Annotated in this window: 12 protein-coding genes; 5 read left to right on the top strand and 7 right to left on the bottom strand. The window is 63.4% G+C overall.

The window, feature by feature from the left end:
- Positions 1–5: 5 nt before the first annotated feature.
- Positions 6–1,208 carry an ADP-forming succinate--CoA ligase subunit beta gene (sucC, locus tag DQG19_RS03280; protein ID WP_116124772.1) on the top strand — a complete coding sequence of 401 codons (1,203 nt, stop codon included), beginning with the start codon at positions 6–8 and terminating at the stop codon, positions 1,206–1,208.
- 60 nt (positions 1,209–1,268) lie between these two features.
- On the opposite strand, the gene DQG19_RS03285 is transcribed toward sucC, so the two are convergent.
- Entirely contained in the window at positions 1,269–1,943 is a 675-nt protein-coding gene (locus DQG19_RS03285; RefSeq protein WP_116124773.1) for a hypothetical protein, read from the bottom strand.
- A 54-nt stretch (positions 1,944–1,997) separates the two neighbouring features.
- Entirely contained in the window at positions 1,998–5,501 is a 3,504-nt protein-coding gene (locus tag DQG19_RS03290; RefSeq protein WP_116125188.1) for a pyruvate carboxylase, read from the bottom strand.
- Positions 5,502–5,697: 196 nt separating this feature from the next.
- Here DQG19_RS03290 and DQG19_RS03295 point away from each other — a divergent pair, with 196 nt between their 5' ends.
- Genes DQG19_RS03295 through DQG19_RS03310 form a run of 4 tightly spaced genes read left to right on the top strand, consistent with a single transcriptional unit; the run spans position 5,698 to position 11,713 of the window.
- Positions 5,698–6,912, top strand: a complete 1,215-nt coding sequence (locus DQG19_RS03295; RefSeq protein WP_116125189.1) for a DUF4856 domain-containing protein — start codon at positions 5,698–5,700, stop codon at positions 6,910–6,912.
- A gap of 5 nt (positions 6,913–6,917) precedes the next feature.
- Positions 6,918–7,946 (top strand): imelysin family protein, encoded by a 1,029-nt coding sequence (locus DQG19_RS03300; protein WP_116124774.1) that lies wholly within the window; start codon positions 6,918–6,920, stop codon positions 7,944–7,946.
- Positions 7,924–9,234 (top strand): HTTM domain-containing protein, encoded by a 1,311-nt coding sequence (locus DQG19_RS03305; RefSeq protein ID WP_116124775.1) that lies wholly within the window; start codon positions 7,924–7,926, stop codon positions 9,232–9,234. Before DQG19_RS03300 ends, DQG19_RS03305 begins: the two co-directional genes overlap by 23 nt.
- On the top strand, positions 9,224–11,713 hold the full coding sequence (locus DQG19_RS03310; RefSeq protein WP_116124776.1) for a TonB-dependent receptor domain-containing protein: 2,490 nt from the start codon (positions 9,224–9,226) through the stop codon (positions 11,711–11,713). The genes DQG19_RS03305 and DQG19_RS03310 overlap by 11 nt, the downstream gene beginning before the upstream one ends.
- Before the next feature lie 3 nt (positions 11,714–11,716).
- On the opposite strand, the gene DQG19_RS03315 is transcribed toward DQG19_RS03310, so the two are convergent.
- The 5 genes from DQG19_RS03315 to DQG19_RS03335 all read right to left on the bottom strand — a co-directional run bounded on the left by DQG19_RS03315 (position 11,717) and on the right by DQG19_RS03335 (position 16,164).
- A complete protein-coding gene (locus DQG19_RS03315; RefSeq protein ID WP_116124777.1) occupies positions 11,717–12,205 on the bottom strand; it encodes a phosphoribosyltransferase family protein in 489 nt (162 codons plus the stop codon).
- A gap of 4 nt (positions 12,206–12,209) precedes the next feature.
- Positions 12,210–14,486 carry a glycogen debranching protein GlgX gene (glgX, locus tag DQG19_RS03320; protein WP_116124778.1) on the bottom strand — a complete coding sequence of 759 codons (2,277 nt, stop codon included), beginning with the start codon at positions 14,484–14,486 and terminating at the stop codon, positions 12,210–12,212.
- Positions 14,487–14,600: 114 nt separating this feature from the next.
- Positions 14,601–14,960 carry a CoA-binding protein gene (locus DQG19_RS03325; protein ID WP_116124779.1) on the bottom strand — a complete coding sequence of 120 codons (360 nt, stop codon included), beginning with the start codon at positions 14,958–14,960 and terminating at the stop codon, positions 14,601–14,603.
- Between the two features lie 212 nt (positions 14,961–15,172).
- Entirely contained in the window at positions 15,173–15,823 is a 651-nt protein-coding gene (locus DQG19_RS03330) for a MarC family NAAT transporter (protein ID WP_116124780.1), read from the bottom strand.
- Positions 15,824–15,858: 35 nt separating this feature from the next.
- A complete protein-coding gene (locus DQG19_RS03335) occupies positions 15,859–16,164 on the bottom strand; it encodes a hypothetical protein (RefSeq protein WP_198661641.1) in 306 nt (101 codons plus the stop codon).
- Positions 16,165–16,239: the final 75 nt, after the last annotated feature.

Genomic DNA, 16,239 nt, shown 5'->3' on the forward strand with positions numbered 1-16,239 from the left:
AGCTAATGAACCTCCACGAATACCAGGGCAAATCCATCCTCAGCAAGTACGGCGTACCGATCCAGAACGGCTACGCGGCCGACACCGTCGACGAGGCGATGACCAAATATGACCAGCTGGCCAAGGAAACCGGCAGTCCCTACGCGGTCGTGAAGGCGCAGATTCACGCCGGTGGACGGGGTAAGGGCGGCGGCGTCAAGCTCGCGAAGAACCGCGACGAAGCAAAAACCCATATCTCCAACATCCTGGGCATGCAACTCAAGACCCCCCAAACGCCCGGCGGCATGGAGGGAGAAGGAAAGCAGGTAAACAAGATCCTCGTCGCCGAGGACGCCTACGCGCCCGACTTTGACGCCAACAAGGAATACTACGTTTCCATCCTGATGGACCGCGAGCGTAAGCAAAACGTGATCATCCACTCCACCCAGGGTGGTATGGACATCGAAGCCGTAGCCGAGGAGACCCCCCACCTCGTCCACAAGACCTACATCGACCCCGAGCTGGGTATGCAGGGCTTCAATGCCCGGGAAGTAGCCTTCAACCTTGGCCTGGAGGGCACCGCCTTCAAGAACATGACCAAGTTCATCGCCAAGCTCTACCAGGCCTACCTCGGCGCCGACGCCAGCCTGATCGAGATCAACCCCTGCCTGCACACCGGAGACGACCGCATCGTAGCCGTCGACTGCAAGTTTAGCGTAGACGACAATGCCCTCTACCGCCACAAGGACATCGGCGAGATGCGCGACACCACCGAGGAGGACGCCACGGAGGTCGAAGCCCAGAGCTACGGCCTCAACTTCGTCAACCTCGACGGCAACGTAGGCTGCATGGTTAACGGCGCCGGGCTCGCCATGGCCACGATGGACATTATCAAGCTGTCCGGTGGCGAACCCGCCAACTTCCTCGACGTCGGCGGTACCGCCGACGCCGCTCGCGTTGAGCAGGCCTTCCGCATCATCCTCCGCGACCAACGGGTCGAAGCCATCCTGATCAACATCTTCGGCGGTATCGTCCGCTGCGACCGGGTCGCCCAGGGCGTGGTCGATGCCTACAAGAACATCGGCGACATCAAGGTGCCGATCATCGTCCGTCTTCAGGGGACCAACGCCGACATCGCCAAGGAGCTGATCGACAACTCCGGACTGAACGTTCGCTCCGCCGTTTCGCTGGAAGACGCGGCCCGCGAGGTCCAGCGCGTCGTAGGCTAGGCTTCCCTTGCTACCGCCGGAAAACGGGGGCCGCCGAATCTTCGGCGGCCCCCGTTCCTTTTATTCCTCCGCGGGCCGGCGAATCGGCACGATGATCTCCCGCACCCGCAAGCCCAGTCCGTCCAGGCTATCGGCCGTACTCGAAACCGGGTGATCCCCGATCAGCGTGTCGGGCAGCCCCGTGGGGGGTACCCGCTCCGGGGAGTACGTTAGTCGCACCAGCAGTTGCTCCAGCTTTCCGCCGGACCAGTCGCCTACCGTACCGCCGTAGTCCCACCCGAAGCCGAAAAAGGTAAAGGGCCGGCCGTTCATTTCCCGGAGTTCCTCGAGGGTGGTGCCGATGCTCAGTCCCGTGGCCGCGTCGTGCCACTCCGACCGGGGATGGCTGAACCGTACGCGCGCCGGCTGCTTATCGTGTCCGAGCTCGATGAACAGCTCGTCGCGGGTGCCGGGAAATAGGACGTAGCCCGGGACCGTGGTACCCTCCCCGGCCGGCAAGTCGCGCGGAGTCAGCTGATCGGAACCGTACAGGTTCTCCACTAGCGACATCGGCATTCCCGCCGTGATACCGCCGATTCGCTCACCGGCGACGAAGCTGCGGTCGCTCTCCCGTGGCACCTCAACCGCCCCGGCCGGGAGCGGGCCGTAGGCGGACTGGCTGGTCGGAGGATCGCCGCTTTCCATACAGGCGGATACCAAAAGAAGAAATACGAAAGAGCTGATTCCCTTCAGCATGTTTACCGGTGACTTTGGGAGGTAGACCGCAAAACGCCGAATAAGTTTAACCAACTATTCCACCCGCACGACCAGATCGTTGGCTTCCACCAGGGTTTTTTCCTTCAGAGGTATCAGGGTAACCTCGCCGTCAAGCGGGCTGGTGATCGTTGACTCCATCTTCATCGCCTCGATGACGAACAGGGGATCCCCGGCACGAACGGTGTCGCCCACCTTCACGAGGATACGGCTCAGGTTGCCCTGCAGGGGTGACCCCACCTCATTCTTGCCGCCGGCCTTGGTGTGTACCGCTACCTTACTTTTCAGGCTGCGGTCGCGGACGGTGATGCTGCGCGTCTGCCCGTTGAGGCTAAAAAAGACCAATCGGTTGCCCAGCTCGTCGGCGTTGGTCATGTTGAGGTACTTGACCGCGATCCGCTTTCCGGCGCTCAGCCGGACCAGGATCTCCTCGTTCGGTTTGAGCCCGTAGAAGAAGGCCGGGGTCGGCAGGTTGGCCACCTGGCCGTACGCGGCCTGAAAATCCTTGTATTCGACAAAGACCTTGGGATACAGCTGCTGGCTGAGCAGGTCCATGGTGCTGGGTTCCTCGTGGTAGGTTTCGGTGTACTCCCGGGCCACCGCAGTAAAGTCGACCGGCTCGAGGTGGGCGTTAGGCCGGTCGGTATAGGGCTCCTCGCCCTTCAAGACCATAGCCTGCACCTGCTTATCGAACCCGCCCTCGATCTGCCCGAGGTCGCCCCGCATAAGGCTTTTCACGCTATCCGGAAAGTCGAGCTTATCGCCACGCTCGCGGACGTCGGTTTCCGTCAGGCCGTTGCTGGTCATGAACATGGCCATGTCGCCAACGACCTTCGAGGAGGGGGTCACCTTGACCAGGTTACCGAAGAGCCGGTTGGCCGCGGAGTAGTTTTCGCGGATCGTACTGAATTCCTCTTCCAGGCCCAGCCCCCGGGCCTGCGGCCGCAGGTTGGAGTACTGTCCGCCCGGGATTTCGGTGTCGTAGATCGTGGCCGTGCCGGCGCGTAACTCGGTCTCGAAGGGATAGTAGTAGTTACGCACCGCCTCGAAGTAGTCGGCGTACTTGTTGAGAAGGGGCAGGTCAACGGGATTTTCCCGGGGGTGGCCCTCCATCATGGCCACGATGCTGTTGTAGCCCGGCTGGGAGGTAAGGCCGGAGAGGCTGTTAATGGCCACGTCGACAATATCGACGCCGGCGTTGATGGCCTCCAGGTAGGTAGCGCTCTGAATGCCGCTGGTATCGTGGGTGTGCAGGTGGATCGGCAGGTCGATCTCCTCGCGCAGGGCGGTGATCAGTTCGCGGGCGGCCAGGGGCTTGAGCAGGCCGGCCATGTCCTTGATGGCCAGCATGTGGGCCCCGGCACTTTCGAGGCGCTTGGCCAGGTCGACGTAGTAGCCGATGGTGAACTTGGTTTCCTTGGGGTCCGTCAGGTCACCGGAGTAACAGATACAGGCTTCGGCGAGGCTGTCGGTGTTTTCCCGGACCGTCTTGATGGACACCTCCATGTTCTTGATCCAGTTCAGCGAATCGAATATTCGGAAGAGGTCGATGCCACCGGCGTATCCTTTTTCCCGCCCCTGGGCATCGTACAGCAGGGAGCCGCGGGCGGCCTCCTCGATGAACTTCACGATCAGGTTGTCGGGGTAAGCCTTGTACCCTACCGCGTTGCTGCCGCGCAGCAGCATCTGAAAGATCGTGTTGGGGATCGCGGTACGCAGCTTGCGCAGCCGGCGCCAGGGGTCTTCCTTTAGGAAGCGGAGGGCCACGTCGAAGGTGGCACCGCCCCACACTTCCATACTGAAGAGATCACCGGGCTGATTCATAGCGTAGCTGCGCGATACGTTGAGCAGGTCGATCATGCGCATCCGCGTGGCCAGCAGGCTCTGGTGAGCGTCGCGGAAGGTCGTGTCCGTATACTGGATCCGGTTTTCGTTGCGCAACCACTCCACGAAGCCGTCGCGGCCCAGCTCCCGTAGCCGGTCGCGGCTTCCCTTGGGAAATTCGGCGTAGGGGTCGAAGGCGGGCACGACGGGACGGAGAAACTCCCGGTTGGGGTCCTTCTTGTCGCCCACGTCCGGGTTATCGTTGACGATCACGTCGGCCAGGTAGCGCAGCAGGCGGGTACCCCGGTCGCGGAACTGCGGCAGTTCCATCAGACCCGGGTGGTCGGGGATAAACCGCACGGTGGCCTTGCCCTCCTGAAAATCCTGGTTCTGCAGCAGGTTGAGCAGGAAGCCGATATTGGTCTTTACGCCCCGCACGCGGAATTCCCGCAGGGCCCGGTGCAGCCGCTCGGCGGCGCCCTTGAGCGTCCGCCCGGAAGCGGTGACCTTCACCAGCAGGCTGTCGAAGTAGGGACTGATAATGGCCCCCGGAAAGGCCGAGCCGGCGTCGAGGCGGATGCCCATGCCACTAGCCGAACGGTAGGCGATCAGGGTACCGTAGTCGGGTTTGAAGTCGTTGGCCGGATCCTCCGTCGTAACGCGGCACTGCACCGCGAAGCCGTTGGCGCGGATGTCGTCCTGGCTGCGGATGAAGATGGTCGGGTGGTCCAGCCGGTACCCCATCGTAACGAGAAACTGCGTGCGCACCAGATCGATACCGGTAATCTCCTCCGTGATGGTGTGCTCGACCTGGATCCGCGGGTTGACCTCGATGAAGTAGATGCTGTCGTCCTGGTCGACCAGGAATTCGACCGTACCGGCACAGTAGTAGCCCACTGCCTCACCGAGCTTGAGGGCGTATGCGTAGAGCTTGTCCTTGGCTTCCTGCGACAGGTTGGCCGCCGGGGCCACCTCTACCACTTTCTGAAACCGCCGCTGCACCGAGCAGTCGCGCTCGAAGAGGTGCACCAGGTTACCGTGGCGGTCGCCCAGCAGCTGCACCTCGATGTGGCGGGGATTTTCGATGAACTTCTCCAGGAAGATGGTACCGTCGCCAAAGGCTTTTTCGGCCTCGCTGCTCGCATCCACGACTTCCGTACGCAACTGCTTCTCATCCCGCACCACGCGCATGCCGCGCCCGCCCCCGCCGGAGGCCGCCTTGATGATGACGGGATAGCCGATGCGGGCGGCCTCGGAGACGGCGGTCTCCGGATCGGAGATGTCCTTGTCGCTGTCCTGGATCAGGGGTACGCCCACCCGGCGCGCCAGGTTCTTGGCGGCGACCTTGTCGCCGAGCTGGTCCATGCTGTCGGGCGAGGGGCCCACGAATTCGATGCCCGCCTCCAGACAGGCGCGGGCAAAGTCAACATTCTCCGACAGGAAGCCGTAGCCGGGGTGAATGGCGTCCACCCCCTTCTGCTTCGCGAGCTGAATGATGGCCTTGATATCGATGTACGGACGCAGCGGCTCGTCATCCGGCCCGATCTGGTAACTCTCGTCGGCCTTGTAGCGGTGGAGGCTGTAGCGGTCCTCGTAGGTGTAGATCGCAACGGTCCGCAACTTGAGCTCACTGGCGGCCCGCAGAATGCGGATCGCGATTTCGCCGCGGTTGGCTACGAGGATTTTCTTGAAACGCTTTCGTTGTTGGGTGGCCATGTCGTTCATCTCTTGGGGTGGGGAAAGATAAGAACGGCCCGCATACTGTCACCCCGCCGACGGCAACCCGGCCTAAATACCGTCGGCGACCCCACTTATTTAGACAAATTTGAAATAATACCCGCCGGGATTGCAGGTACCGGCACCGCTGTTCTATTTTTGCGTTTATTAAGACTTAGTACAGATAAGCGTGACCATGACCCGACTACTGCCCCTATTCGCCCTTTGCGTCCTCTTCTTTACCGCCTGTGAGGAAGACGAGCCGATCACGGCATACAACGTGCCGGAAACGTACACCTTCAGCCGCAACGGTGCTTCCACCGTCTCCTTCCCCGGGCAGACCGAACGCATCCTGATGTCCGAGGAACTCGTCGGTGCCTTCCTCGACCCCCAAAATTCGGAGGCCCAACTCGACGACATGTTCCGCAACGAGGGCCCCAATGGCGAAGACGTCAGCCCCTACGCCGACCCCGCCCTGAACGCCTCCACCAAATCGGTACGGGGTAAGGTCGCCGCCAGCCGCGATTACTTCTTCGCCGACGCCACCACCTCCGCCGCCGTGCGCGCCGACTTCGACGGCTGGATCGAAGCACAAGTGAACGAGGTCTTCCCCCGCTGGGAAGCGCTCGCCGCCGCCGGTGTTCCCGGCCAGGTGGCCGACGGATCCCGCGCCCGCTACGTCAACGCCCAAGGGCTCGAATACAACCAGGCCTTCGCCAAATCCCTGATCGGCGGTCTCATGCTCGACCAGACGCTGAACAACTACCTGAGCCCCGCGGTCCTCGACGAAGCCGATAACCGGCAGACCAACGACGCCGGTACCCCCGCCGACGGCGCAGTCTACACGACCATGGAACATAAGTGGGACGAGGCCTACGGCTACGTCTTCGGTGCCGCCGCCGACCCGGCCGACCCCCTCGCCACCCTGGGCGACGACGACAGCTTCCTCAACGAATACCTCGACCGCGTCAACGACGATCCCGACTACGCCGGCATCGCGGCGGAGGTCTACGAAGCCTTCCGCACCGGACGGGCCGCCATCGTCGCCGGCGACTATGCCACCCGCGATGCCCAGGCCGACCGGATCAAAGAACGCCTCAGCCGCGTACCCGCCGTGCGCGCCATCTTCTACCTCATGCGCGGTGCCGACGCCATCGAGACCGGCTCCTCCCCCACCGCCGCCTTCCACGCCCTCAGCGAGGCTTACGGTTTCGTATACGCCCTGCAATTTACCCACGACCCGGCCACCGGGGCACCCTACCTCGACCGGGAGGAGGCCCTGCAGATCCAGGCCCGACTGCTGGGCGACGGCGCCCACGGCCTCTGGGACCTTACCCCCGCCACCATCCGCGCGCAGGCCGCTACCATCGCCGATAGCTTTACCCTCACCCTGGCCCAGGCCGCTGAATAACTACTATGCTCCGCTTGCTGCCCATCGCCCTGCTGCTCCTGCTCGGCTGTCAGTCCGAAACCGAGCCGGACGAGGCCACTACTACCTTCGACCGAGCCACCCTGCTCCGGCACTGGGCCGACGACCTCATCGTCCCCGCCTTCGAAGACTTCTCGGCCGCCGCCGCCGCACAATCCGCCGCGGCCACCGACTACGCCACCGAGCCTACCGAGGCCTCCCTCGGCCGCCTGCAAGAGCAGTTCGAGGAAGCCTACCTCGCGTGGCAGCGCGTGTCGCCCTACATGACCGGCCCCGGAGAATCGGTCCGGCTGCGGGAGCAGGTAAATACTTACCCCACCGATACCCAGCGGCTCACGGCCCGGCAGGAGATCGTCTACGAGCTGCCCGCCAACACCGACGTACAGGGCATGCCCGCCCTCGACTTCCTCCTCTTCGGCGTCGAGGACCCCGCGCTGCACCGCGCCCGAATCGCGGAAATCGCCGGCCGGATCTCTACCCTTAGCGGGCAGGCGCTCTCTGGGTGGCAAGACGGCTACCGCGACGATTACGTCGCCAGCGCCGGCAGCAGCGCCACCGCCTCCGTGGACCGCACCGTCAATGACTTCCTCTACTGGTACGAGCGCAACCTGCGCGCCGGAAAGGTCGGCATCCCCGCCGGCGTCTTCTCCAGCGAACCCCGGCCCGAACTGGCCGAGGCCATTTACCACGGCGCGCTCAGCAAGCGGCTTTTCCTGGAAGCCCTGGCCGCCGGCCGGGCGTTCTACCGCTCGGAGCCCGGATTGGCGGACTACCTCGACGCCCTGCGCGTCGAGCGCGACGGGCAACTGCTCAGCGAGCGCATCGATGCGGGCTTCGTATCCGCCGACGCGATCGCCACCGACCTCAACGCCGACTTCGCCACCCAGGTACGCCTCGTCAATACCCCCATGCTGCGCCTCTACGATGCCCTGCAGGCCAACGTGATCTTGCTCAAGGTCGACCTCCTGCAGGCCCTCAGCATCAACGTCGACTATGTGGACGCAGACGGAGACTAGCGCGGCCCCCCTGGTGGTGTTCCGCATCGGCTTCGGGCTGATGATGCTCCTGGGCATCGTCCGCTTCTGGGTGTACGGCTGGATCGAAAAGTTGTACATCTGGCCCCAGTTCTTCTTTTCCTACCGCTACTTCGACTGGGTCAAGCCGCTGGGCGACTGGACCTATTTGCTCTTCGCCGTCGTCGGCGTGGCGGCGGCCTGCATTACCGTCGGCTACCGCTACCGCCTGGCCACGGCCGTTTTCTTCCTCGGCTTCACCTACATCGAGCTGATGGACAAGACCACCTACCTCAACCACTACTACTTCGTCAGCCTCATGGCCCTCCTCCTCTTCTGGATCCCCATCCCGGCGGGGATTGCGGCGGCGCGCGGGTGCCGGGTCAACTCGGTATACATCAACGCCCTCCGGCTTTTCGTGGCGGTGGTCTACTTCTACGCCGGTGTGGCCAAGCTGAACAGCGACTGGCTGCTCGACGCCCAGCCCCTCGCCACCTGGCTACCGGCCCGCGCCCACCTGCCGCTGCTGGGTGCGTGGATGCAGGAACGCTGGGTACACTACGCTTTCGCCTGGGGCGGCGCGCTGTACGATCTGGTCATCCCCTTTCTGCTGCTGGCGCCGCGTACCCGCCACCTGGGTTTCGTACTCGTGGTCGTATTCCACTTCCTGACGTGGGTGCTCTTCCCCATCGGCATGTTCCCCTGGATCATGATCGTCAGCGCCCTCATCTTTCTTGAGCCGGCCACCCACGCCAAGATCCTGGACCGGATCGCGGCCCTCCTCCGGGCTGGCCGCGATACCGTAGCCACCGCCTGCGCGCCGGTGTCGCCGGCCCGTCGCGTGGCGGTTGCCGTAGTCCTGGCCTTTCACCTGCTGTTCCCCTGGCGGTACCTGCTGCACCCCGGCGAGGTGTTCTGGACCGAAAACGGCTACCGTTTCTCGTGGCGCGTCATGCTGATGGAAAAGGCCGGCATGGCCACTTTCCGGGTGGAAGACGCCGCCACGGGTGACCGCGTGGTGGTCAACAACCGCGAGTTCCTTACCGCCTTCCAGGAAAAGCAGATGGCCACCCAGCCGGATTTCCTGTTGGAGTTCGGTCACTTTCTGGCCGACCACTACCGGTCGCGCGGAATGGCTGACCCACGGGTGTACGTAGACAGTTACGTGGCCCTCAACGGACGACTCAGTACCCGCTACGTCGACCCGGAGCTCGACCTCACCGAAATTTCACCCGACGCACCGCCGTGTACCTGGCTACTGCCCTTCGAAGACACCATCTATGGCTTTTGACCGCGGTTCGCTGCTTCTACTATTCCTTCTGCTCTCCCTGTGGACCGCCGCCCAGCAGTCGGTGCGCGTAACGGTGGTGGACAGCAGCGGCGGCGCCCTGCCCGGCACGGAACTTTACGTCGCGGAGACCGGTCGCCTCACCACATCCGATGTGCGGGGGGAGGCGGTGGTGGCCCTGCCCGCGGCGGGCCGGGCCACCCTTACCGTGTTCGCCGTCGGCTACGCCACGCGCCAACTGGAGCTGACGGGGGCGCAGCCGGCGCTCACGGTCACCCTTCAGCGGCTGAGCCAGGACCTCAGCTCCGTCACGGTCGTGGCGGAGGCCCGCCGGCGGGAGGCCCTCACCCGCCTGCGGGCCGTGGAGGGCACGGCCATCTACGCGGGCCGGAAGACGGAGGTGGTGAGCCTCGAGGCACTGACCGTCAACCTGGCGACCAACCAGGCCCGGCAGATCTACGCCGAGGTATCCGGCCTCAACATCTACGAGAACGACGACGCCGGCCTGCAGCTCAACATCGGCGGGCGCGGCCTCGATCCCAACCGCTCGGCCAGCTTCAACACCCGCCAGAACGGCTACGACATCAGCGCCGACGTGCTGGGCTACCCAGAGAGCTACTACACCCCGCCGGCGGAGGCGCTCGCGCGCATCGAAGTGGTGCGGGGGGCGGCCAGCCTGCAGTACGGTACCCAGTTTGGGGGCCTGGTCAACTTCGTCTTCCACGAGCCGGACCGGCGGCGACCGATCAGCCTGCTGAGCCGGCAGACGGTGGGCTCCAACGGGCTGTTCACTTCCTTCAACCGGCTCAGTGGTCAGCTCGGCCCCGTGGGGTACTACGCCTTCCACAATTTCAAACGCGGCGACGGATTCCGCCCCAACAGCGGCTACCGGGCGCACAACGCCTTCGTCCACGTGGACCTGGCACCTGCGTCCGCGCCCAACACCAGGGTGGCGGCCGAATTCACCTACCTGGACTACCTCGCGCAGCAACCCGGCGGACTGACGGATGCCCAGTTCTACCGGGATCCCTACGGCAGCAACCGGACGCGCAACTGGTTCGCGGTGGACTGGAAGCTGTACAACCTACGGGTGGACCACCGCTTCAGTCCGCGCACGAACGCCAGCCTCAGCGTGTTCGGCCTGGACGCGGGGCGCCGGGCCGTAGGTTTCCGCACCAACCGGGTGAGCCAGACCGACGACCCCGACGCCCCGCGCGACCTGCTCGTCGGCCGATTCCGCAACTACGGAGCCGAGGCCCGCCTGCTGCACCGCTATACCCTCGGTGGACAGGAGGCAGTGGCCCTAGTCGGCGCCAAGGTCTACCGGGCCAACAACGCCGCGGTACAGGGGCCCGGCAGCGCGGGCGACGACGCTGATTTCCGGTTGGCCACGGACCGCTTTCCCAGCTACCCGAACCAGAGCCAGTTCACCTTTCCAAACCGCAACGTAGCCGTCTTCGGGGAGCATATCTTCTACCTCAGCGACCGCCTCAGCATCACGCCGGGGGCCCGCTTCGAGTACATCCGTACGGAGAGCCGCGGCACCTACCGCCGCTTCGATTTTGACCTCGCGGGCAATCCCATCCGCGACGAGGAATTCGCCGACGACCGCACCTTCGAGCGCAACCTGCTGCTCCTGGGCGTGGGGACCAGCTACCGCCGGAGCGAGGCGCTGGAGCTTTTCGCCAACGTCAGTCAGAACTACCGCTCGGTCACCTTCAACGACATCCGCACCGTCAACCCCAGCTTTCAGGTGGATCCGGACATCCGCGACGAGCGCGGCTACACGGCGGATGCCGGCCTTCGCGGACGCAAGGGGCGGTTCAACTACGCCGGTAACGGCTTCCTCATTCGCTACGGCAACCGGCTCGGCGAGGTGCTCACCCCGGAGGTGCGCACCGACGCCGACGGCCGTACGGTGGAAACGGGCCGCGTGGTGCGCCGCCGGGGCAACATCGGTACGGCGCTACTTTACGGACTGGAAAGCCTGGTGGAATGGCGCATCCTCGACCGGGTGGCCGGCGGGGAAAAGCGGCCCTATACCGCGACTGCCTTCTCCAACCTGAGCCTCACGCGGTCGCGGTACGTCCGCTCGGAGATACCGGGCGTGGAGGGCCGCGAGGTGGAATTCATCCCGCGGGCCAACGTGAAGGCGGGACTGCGGTTCGGGTACGCCAACCTCCTCGGTACGCTGCAGTACACCTACCTCTCCCGGCAATTCACCGACGCCAGCAATGCGCCCCAGGACCGCCGCGACAACCAGAGCGGCATCGTGGGCGCTATCCCGGCCTACGGCGTGGCCGACCTCAGCCTGGCGTACCGGTGGCAGTGGCTTCGCGTGGAAACCGGGGTCAATAACCTGACCGACGAGATCTACTTCACCCGCCGGGCGACCGGCTACCCGGGACCGGGCATCCTGCCCAGCGCGCCGCGCACCTTTTACCTGACGGTCGGCGTCGACCTGGCCGGAACGCCCGAATAGGGCTTACTCGAGGAGGGCGACGTCCTTCTCCCCGAACTCTACGAGGATATTGTCGCCGAGGGTGGTGGACAAGACCATCCCGCTGTAGGTCACGTAGATCGGCCAGTTCTTGTGCCGCCGGTCCACCAGCACGCCGACCTCGATCTTGCTGGGCAGCACTGCCTGCAGGGCGCCCAGGGCGTAGAAGAGGGTGCGGCCGGTATTGGCGACGTCGTCGACGACGAGCACGGGCTTGCCGTTGAGTTCCCGCACGTCGTGGTCCAGTTCGGGGCCGGCGGCGAGGGGGTCGGAAGGGGAAATCCGCAGGTTCCAGAGGTGGAGGGGGGCATCCGAAATGCGCTGCAGCTCGTGCTGCAAGCGGCGGGCGAGCTCCATACCCCGGTTGTTTATGCCGAGGATATAGAGTTCGCTCTCTTCGGTATTCCGCTCCAGGATCTCCATCGCCAGCCGGGTGACCTTGGCGTTGATCTGGTCGTGGGTCAGTAACTGCATAGGCTTACTCCTGAATCATCTGCAGCAATTTACGCACCTGCTCCACAATCGACACCTTGCGGTTGCCGGTCGCCGTGCGGTTGGCCTTCTGCAGCTTGAGGCGGAACAGGTAGAGGCTGCGGGGGCCGAGGAGGAAGGGCTCGTCGGCCGTGTATTCTTTCGGCTTGGGGATATCACTGGTGTGGGTATCCACCATCAGTTCCCAGCGGGTGAATTCGCGCACGCCGGGGAGGGTAAACTCCACACCTTCCCAGTAGCCGTTGAGGATCAGGAGGAAGATGTCGTCCTTGATGCGCCGGCCGCGCTCATCGTACTCGTCCATGCCCTCGCCGTTGAGGATCATGCCTACGCTGAGCTGGTTGCCGTCGTTCCAGTCGGCGGCGGTCATCTCGTGGCCGGCGGGGTTGAGCCAGAGGATATCACCAATCTCGGTTTCCTTGATCTTAAGACCACTGAAGAAGCGCCGGCGGTGGAAAACGGGATTTTCGCGCCGCAGGGTAATCAGGTAACGGGTGAACGCGTGCAGGGCCTTCTGTTCGTCGGTCCAGTCCCAGTTAAACCAGCTGATTTCGTTGTCCTGGCAGTAAGCGTTGTTGTTACCCTGCTGGCTGCGGCCGTACTCGTCGCCCATGCTGATCATCGGTACGCCCTGACTCAGCATCAGGGTCGCCAGCTGATTGCGTTGCATGCGCAGCCGCAGGGCATTGATCTCGGGGTCATCGGTGGGCCCTTCGACGCCGCAGTTCCAACTGCTGTTGTGGCTTTCGCCGTCGCGGTTATCCTCCCCGTTGGCCTCGTTGTGCTTTTCATTATAGCTGTAGAGGTCGCGCAGCGTGAAGCCGTCGTGGGCGGTCACGAAATTGATACTCGCCGCGGGGCGGCGGCCGCTGAGTTCGTAGAGGTCACTGCTGCCGGTCAGACGGAAGGCAAGGTCGGCTACGCCGTCGGCGTCCCCTTTCCAGAACTCCCGTACGCTGTCGCGGTACTTGCCGTTCCATTCCGACCAGAGGACGGGGAAGGCACCTACCTGGTATCCGCCGGGGCCTACGTCCCAGGGCTCGGCGATCAGTTTGACCTGGCTGATGATCGGGTCCTGGTGGATCGTATCCAGGAAGGTACTCAGTTTGCCTACTTCGTAGAGGCCACGGGCCAGCGCACTGGCCAGGTCGAAGCGGAAGCCGTCGACGTGCATCTCCGTGACCCAGTACCGCAGGCTGTCCATTACGAGCTGCAGGGAACGGTTATGGACCATGTTCACGGTGTTGCCCGTGCCTGTGTAGTCCATGTAGAATTCCTTGTCGTTTTCGACCAGGCGATAGTATACCTGGTTATCGAGCCCCTTCATGCCCAGCATGGGGCCGTAGTGGTTGCCCTCGGCGGTATGGTTGTAGACGACGTCGAGGATAACCTCCAGCCCGGCCTTGTGCAGGGCCTTGACCATGTCCTTGAATTCCTTCACCTGCTCGCCCGCGCGCCCGGAGGCCGCGTAGTCGGCATGGGGAGCGAAAAAGGACTGGGAGTTGTAGCCCCAGTAATTGCGAAGGCCCTTGTCGATGAGGTGGCTGTCCTGCACGAAATGGTGCACCGGCATCAGCTCCACCGCCGTGATACCCAGATCCTTCAGGTAAGCGATCACCGCGGGGTGGGCCAGCCCGGAATACGTACCGCGGATATCTTCCGGAAGGTCGGGATGTTGCTCGGTAAGGCCCTTCACGTGCATCTCGTAGATCACGGTTTCGTGCATGGGGGTTTCCAGTTGCACGTCGCCTTCCCAGTCGTAGGCGGTATCGATGACCACGCCCTTGGTGATGTAGGGCGCACTGTCGCGCTCGTCCATCTCGAGGTAGCGCAGGGGGTCCTTGTCCTCAATGGGGTACGGGAATACGGCCGGGTGCCAGTCGATGGTCCCATCGATCGCCTTGGTGTAGGGATCGATGAGCAACTTATTGGGGTTGTAGAGACAACCCTCCTTGGGGTTCCAGGCACCGTGGGCGCGGTAGCCGTAGCGCCAGCCCGTTTCCAGGTTCGGAATGAAGCAGTGCCAGATCTGGTCGGTCTGCTCCATTAGCTGGATACGGTATTCCTCCACGTCCGGGCTTTCCCGACGAAAGAGGGATAAATCTACCCGGTCGGCGCGTTCGCTGAATACGGCGAAGTTCACCCCTTCCTCCGACCAGGTCGCGCCGAGTGGATACGGGCGGCCGGGCCAGATCTCAATGTCACCAAACTTGCCATAGGGCTTCTTACGCTGGAGCAGCGCAATGGATTCTTCTTTTATCATGGGGTGTGATTACGCAGCCGGCATAAGCGGCTGGAAAGTATACTTAGTGAAATCGATTCACTTCACAACGGTGAAGCAGAGACTACGTTCACGAAAACCGGGCGGCTCCGGGGATCAGTAGTTGCCCCCCGCCAGCATGACGAGCGTACAGCCAGCCACGGCTTCGATCCCGGCCTCCCGGGCCAGTCGGCTCAATTCGGGATTCTCGGTGCCGGGGTTAAAAATGATCCGCCTGGGGGCGACGCGCAGTAGCCAGTCGTAGTACTCCGGCTGGTGGCGGGCACTAAGGTAAAGCGTTACGGTATCGATTGCGGGAACGTCCGGCTTTCCGTTCAGAATTTCCTGACCGAAGACCTTTCCCGTCTTGATGCCTACCGGGACGATCGGGTGACCACGGGCGGTCAGCCGTTCGGCGGCCAGGTAAGCATACCGGGTGGGGTTGGGCGTAGCGCCTAGAATAAGGGTAGTCTTCAAGGGGTCAAATTCGGTTCGGAATGGGCACCACGCAGGATGCCGAACGCCCTACCAATACGTCAGGCTGTCCCGCATAGTTCACTGCTCCTGCGGCCGCGCCGCACCAGGCTGGGGGGCGGTCGGCGGAAGCGGTCGTCGCCCACCCCCGCAAATGCCTGTACCTACACGATAATTTCGCGCGATAGAAGCTTCCGGGAGCGGTCAAATAAAGTTTACTTCCGGGATAGTTCCACCTGCGGCCAGATATCGCCCACCAGGCTGACGATGCCCCCGACGAGCAACTGGATACCGATCGCCATCACCAGAAAGCCCATGATGCGGCTGAGGGCGGAAAGGCCTGCGCGCCCCAGCAGACGGAAGAGCACGGGCGCATAGTGGAGGGTGACGAAGACGAGCAGGGCCATCACCGCCACGACCCCCACGATGAGGAGGCTGTTTTCCCACCCGAGGTCAGCGGCGGAAAGGCCGATCAGTAGGGATATACTGCCGGGTCCGGACAGCATGGGCATGGCCATGGGCGTGAAGCTAATATCCTCCTTGGCCTGGGCTTCCTCCTCGATCTCGTGGGAGATGCGCCGGCGCTCGGCCTTGCTGTTGAGCAGGCCATACCCACTGTTGACGATGATAAGGCCGCCCGCGATGCGGAGCGCGTTGAGGGAGATACCGAAGAAGCTCAGGATCACCGTACCGGCGAAGAAGAACACGATCAGAATCATCATGAAGTACAGGGCCGTGCGCTGGGCGGTGTTCGACCGTTCCCGGGCGCTGTAATCGTTGGTCAGCGTAAGGTACATGGGTACCGCGCCGAAGGGGTTGACGACGGAAAAGAGGGAACCCAGCGTGGCGAAGAAGAAGCTAATCATGGAGCTGAAAACGCCCCGCCGGGTGGGCAGGTTGCCTACCCGCCGCGCCGCCAGCGGAGCGATCGCTCGTTGAGGATTTTGCAGGTTGCGGGGTCGGCCAGTACTTGCTTGCCCAGGTCGATGGCCCGTCGCAATTGCGTTTCGTCCAGTTGCCGGATGGCGGCTTTTTTAGGATCGAGCACCCGCTGCCACTTTTCGGAAAATAAATTATCGTAGACCACCCGCAGGAAGCAGTGGTTGTGGACGATGGGGTACCCGCCCCGGCGGGCGGCGGCCGGGAAGTGGTCGTTGGCGAGCTCGAGCAGTTCCCGCCGCAGGTGGTCGGTGCGATCGCGTTCCATGGTCGGTTGAATGATCGGGATACTTTTCCCTAACGTACCAACGCCGGCCAGACGCTGTACCGTCTACCCAATAAA

It is taken from the genome of Lewinella sp. IMCC34183, from assembly GCF_003390915.1.
Classification (GTDB): domain Bacteria; phylum Bacteroidota; class Bacteroidia; order Chitinophagales; family Saprospiraceae; genus Neolewinella.

Excerpts from the sequence above, each read along its gene's own strand:
- sucC (WP_116124772.1), top strand. The coding sequence starts at position 6 with ATGAACCTCCACGAATACCAGGGCAAATCCATCCTCAGCAAGTACGGC.
- DQG19_RS03285 (WP_116124773.1), bottom strand. The coding sequence starts at position 1,943 with ATGCTGAAGGGAATCAGCTCTTTCGTATTTCTTCTTTTGGTATCCGCC.
- DQG19_RS03290 (WP_116125188.1), bottom strand. The coding sequence starts at position 5,501 with ATGGCCACCCAACAACGAAAGCGTTTCAAGAAAATCCTCGTAGCCAAC.
- DQG19_RS03295 (WP_116125189.1), top strand. The coding sequence starts at position 5,698 with ATGACCCGACTACTGCCCCTATTCGCCCTTTGCGTCCTCTTCTTTACC.
- DQG19_RS03300 (WP_116124774.1), top strand. The coding sequence starts at position 6,918 with ATGCTCCGCTTGCTGCCCATCGCCCTGCTGCTCCTGCTCGGCTGTCAG.
- DQG19_RS03305 (WP_116124775.1), top strand. The coding sequence starts at position 7,924 with ATGTGGACGCAGACGGAGACTAGCGCGGCCCCCCTGGTGGTGTTCCGC.
- DQG19_RS03310 (WP_116124776.1), top strand. The coding sequence starts at position 9,224 with ATGGCTTTTGACCGCGGTTCGCTGCTTCTACTATTCCTTCTGCTCTCC.
- DQG19_RS03315 (WP_116124777.1), bottom strand. The coding sequence starts at position 12,205 with ATGCAGTTACTGACCCACGACCAGATCAACGCCAAGGTCACCCGGCTG.
- glgX (WP_116124778.1), bottom strand. The coding sequence starts at position 14,486 with ATGATAAAAGAAGAATCCATTGCGCTGCTCCAGCGTAAGAAGCCCTAT.
- DQG19_RS03330 (WP_116124780.1), bottom strand. The coding sequence starts at position 15,823 with ATGATTAGCTTCTTCTTCGCCACGCTGGGTTCCCTCTTTTCCGTCGTC.
- DQG19_RS03335 (WP_198661641.1), bottom strand. The coding sequence starts at position 16,164 with ATGGAACGCGATCGCACCGACCACCTGCGGCGGGAACTGCTCGAGCTC.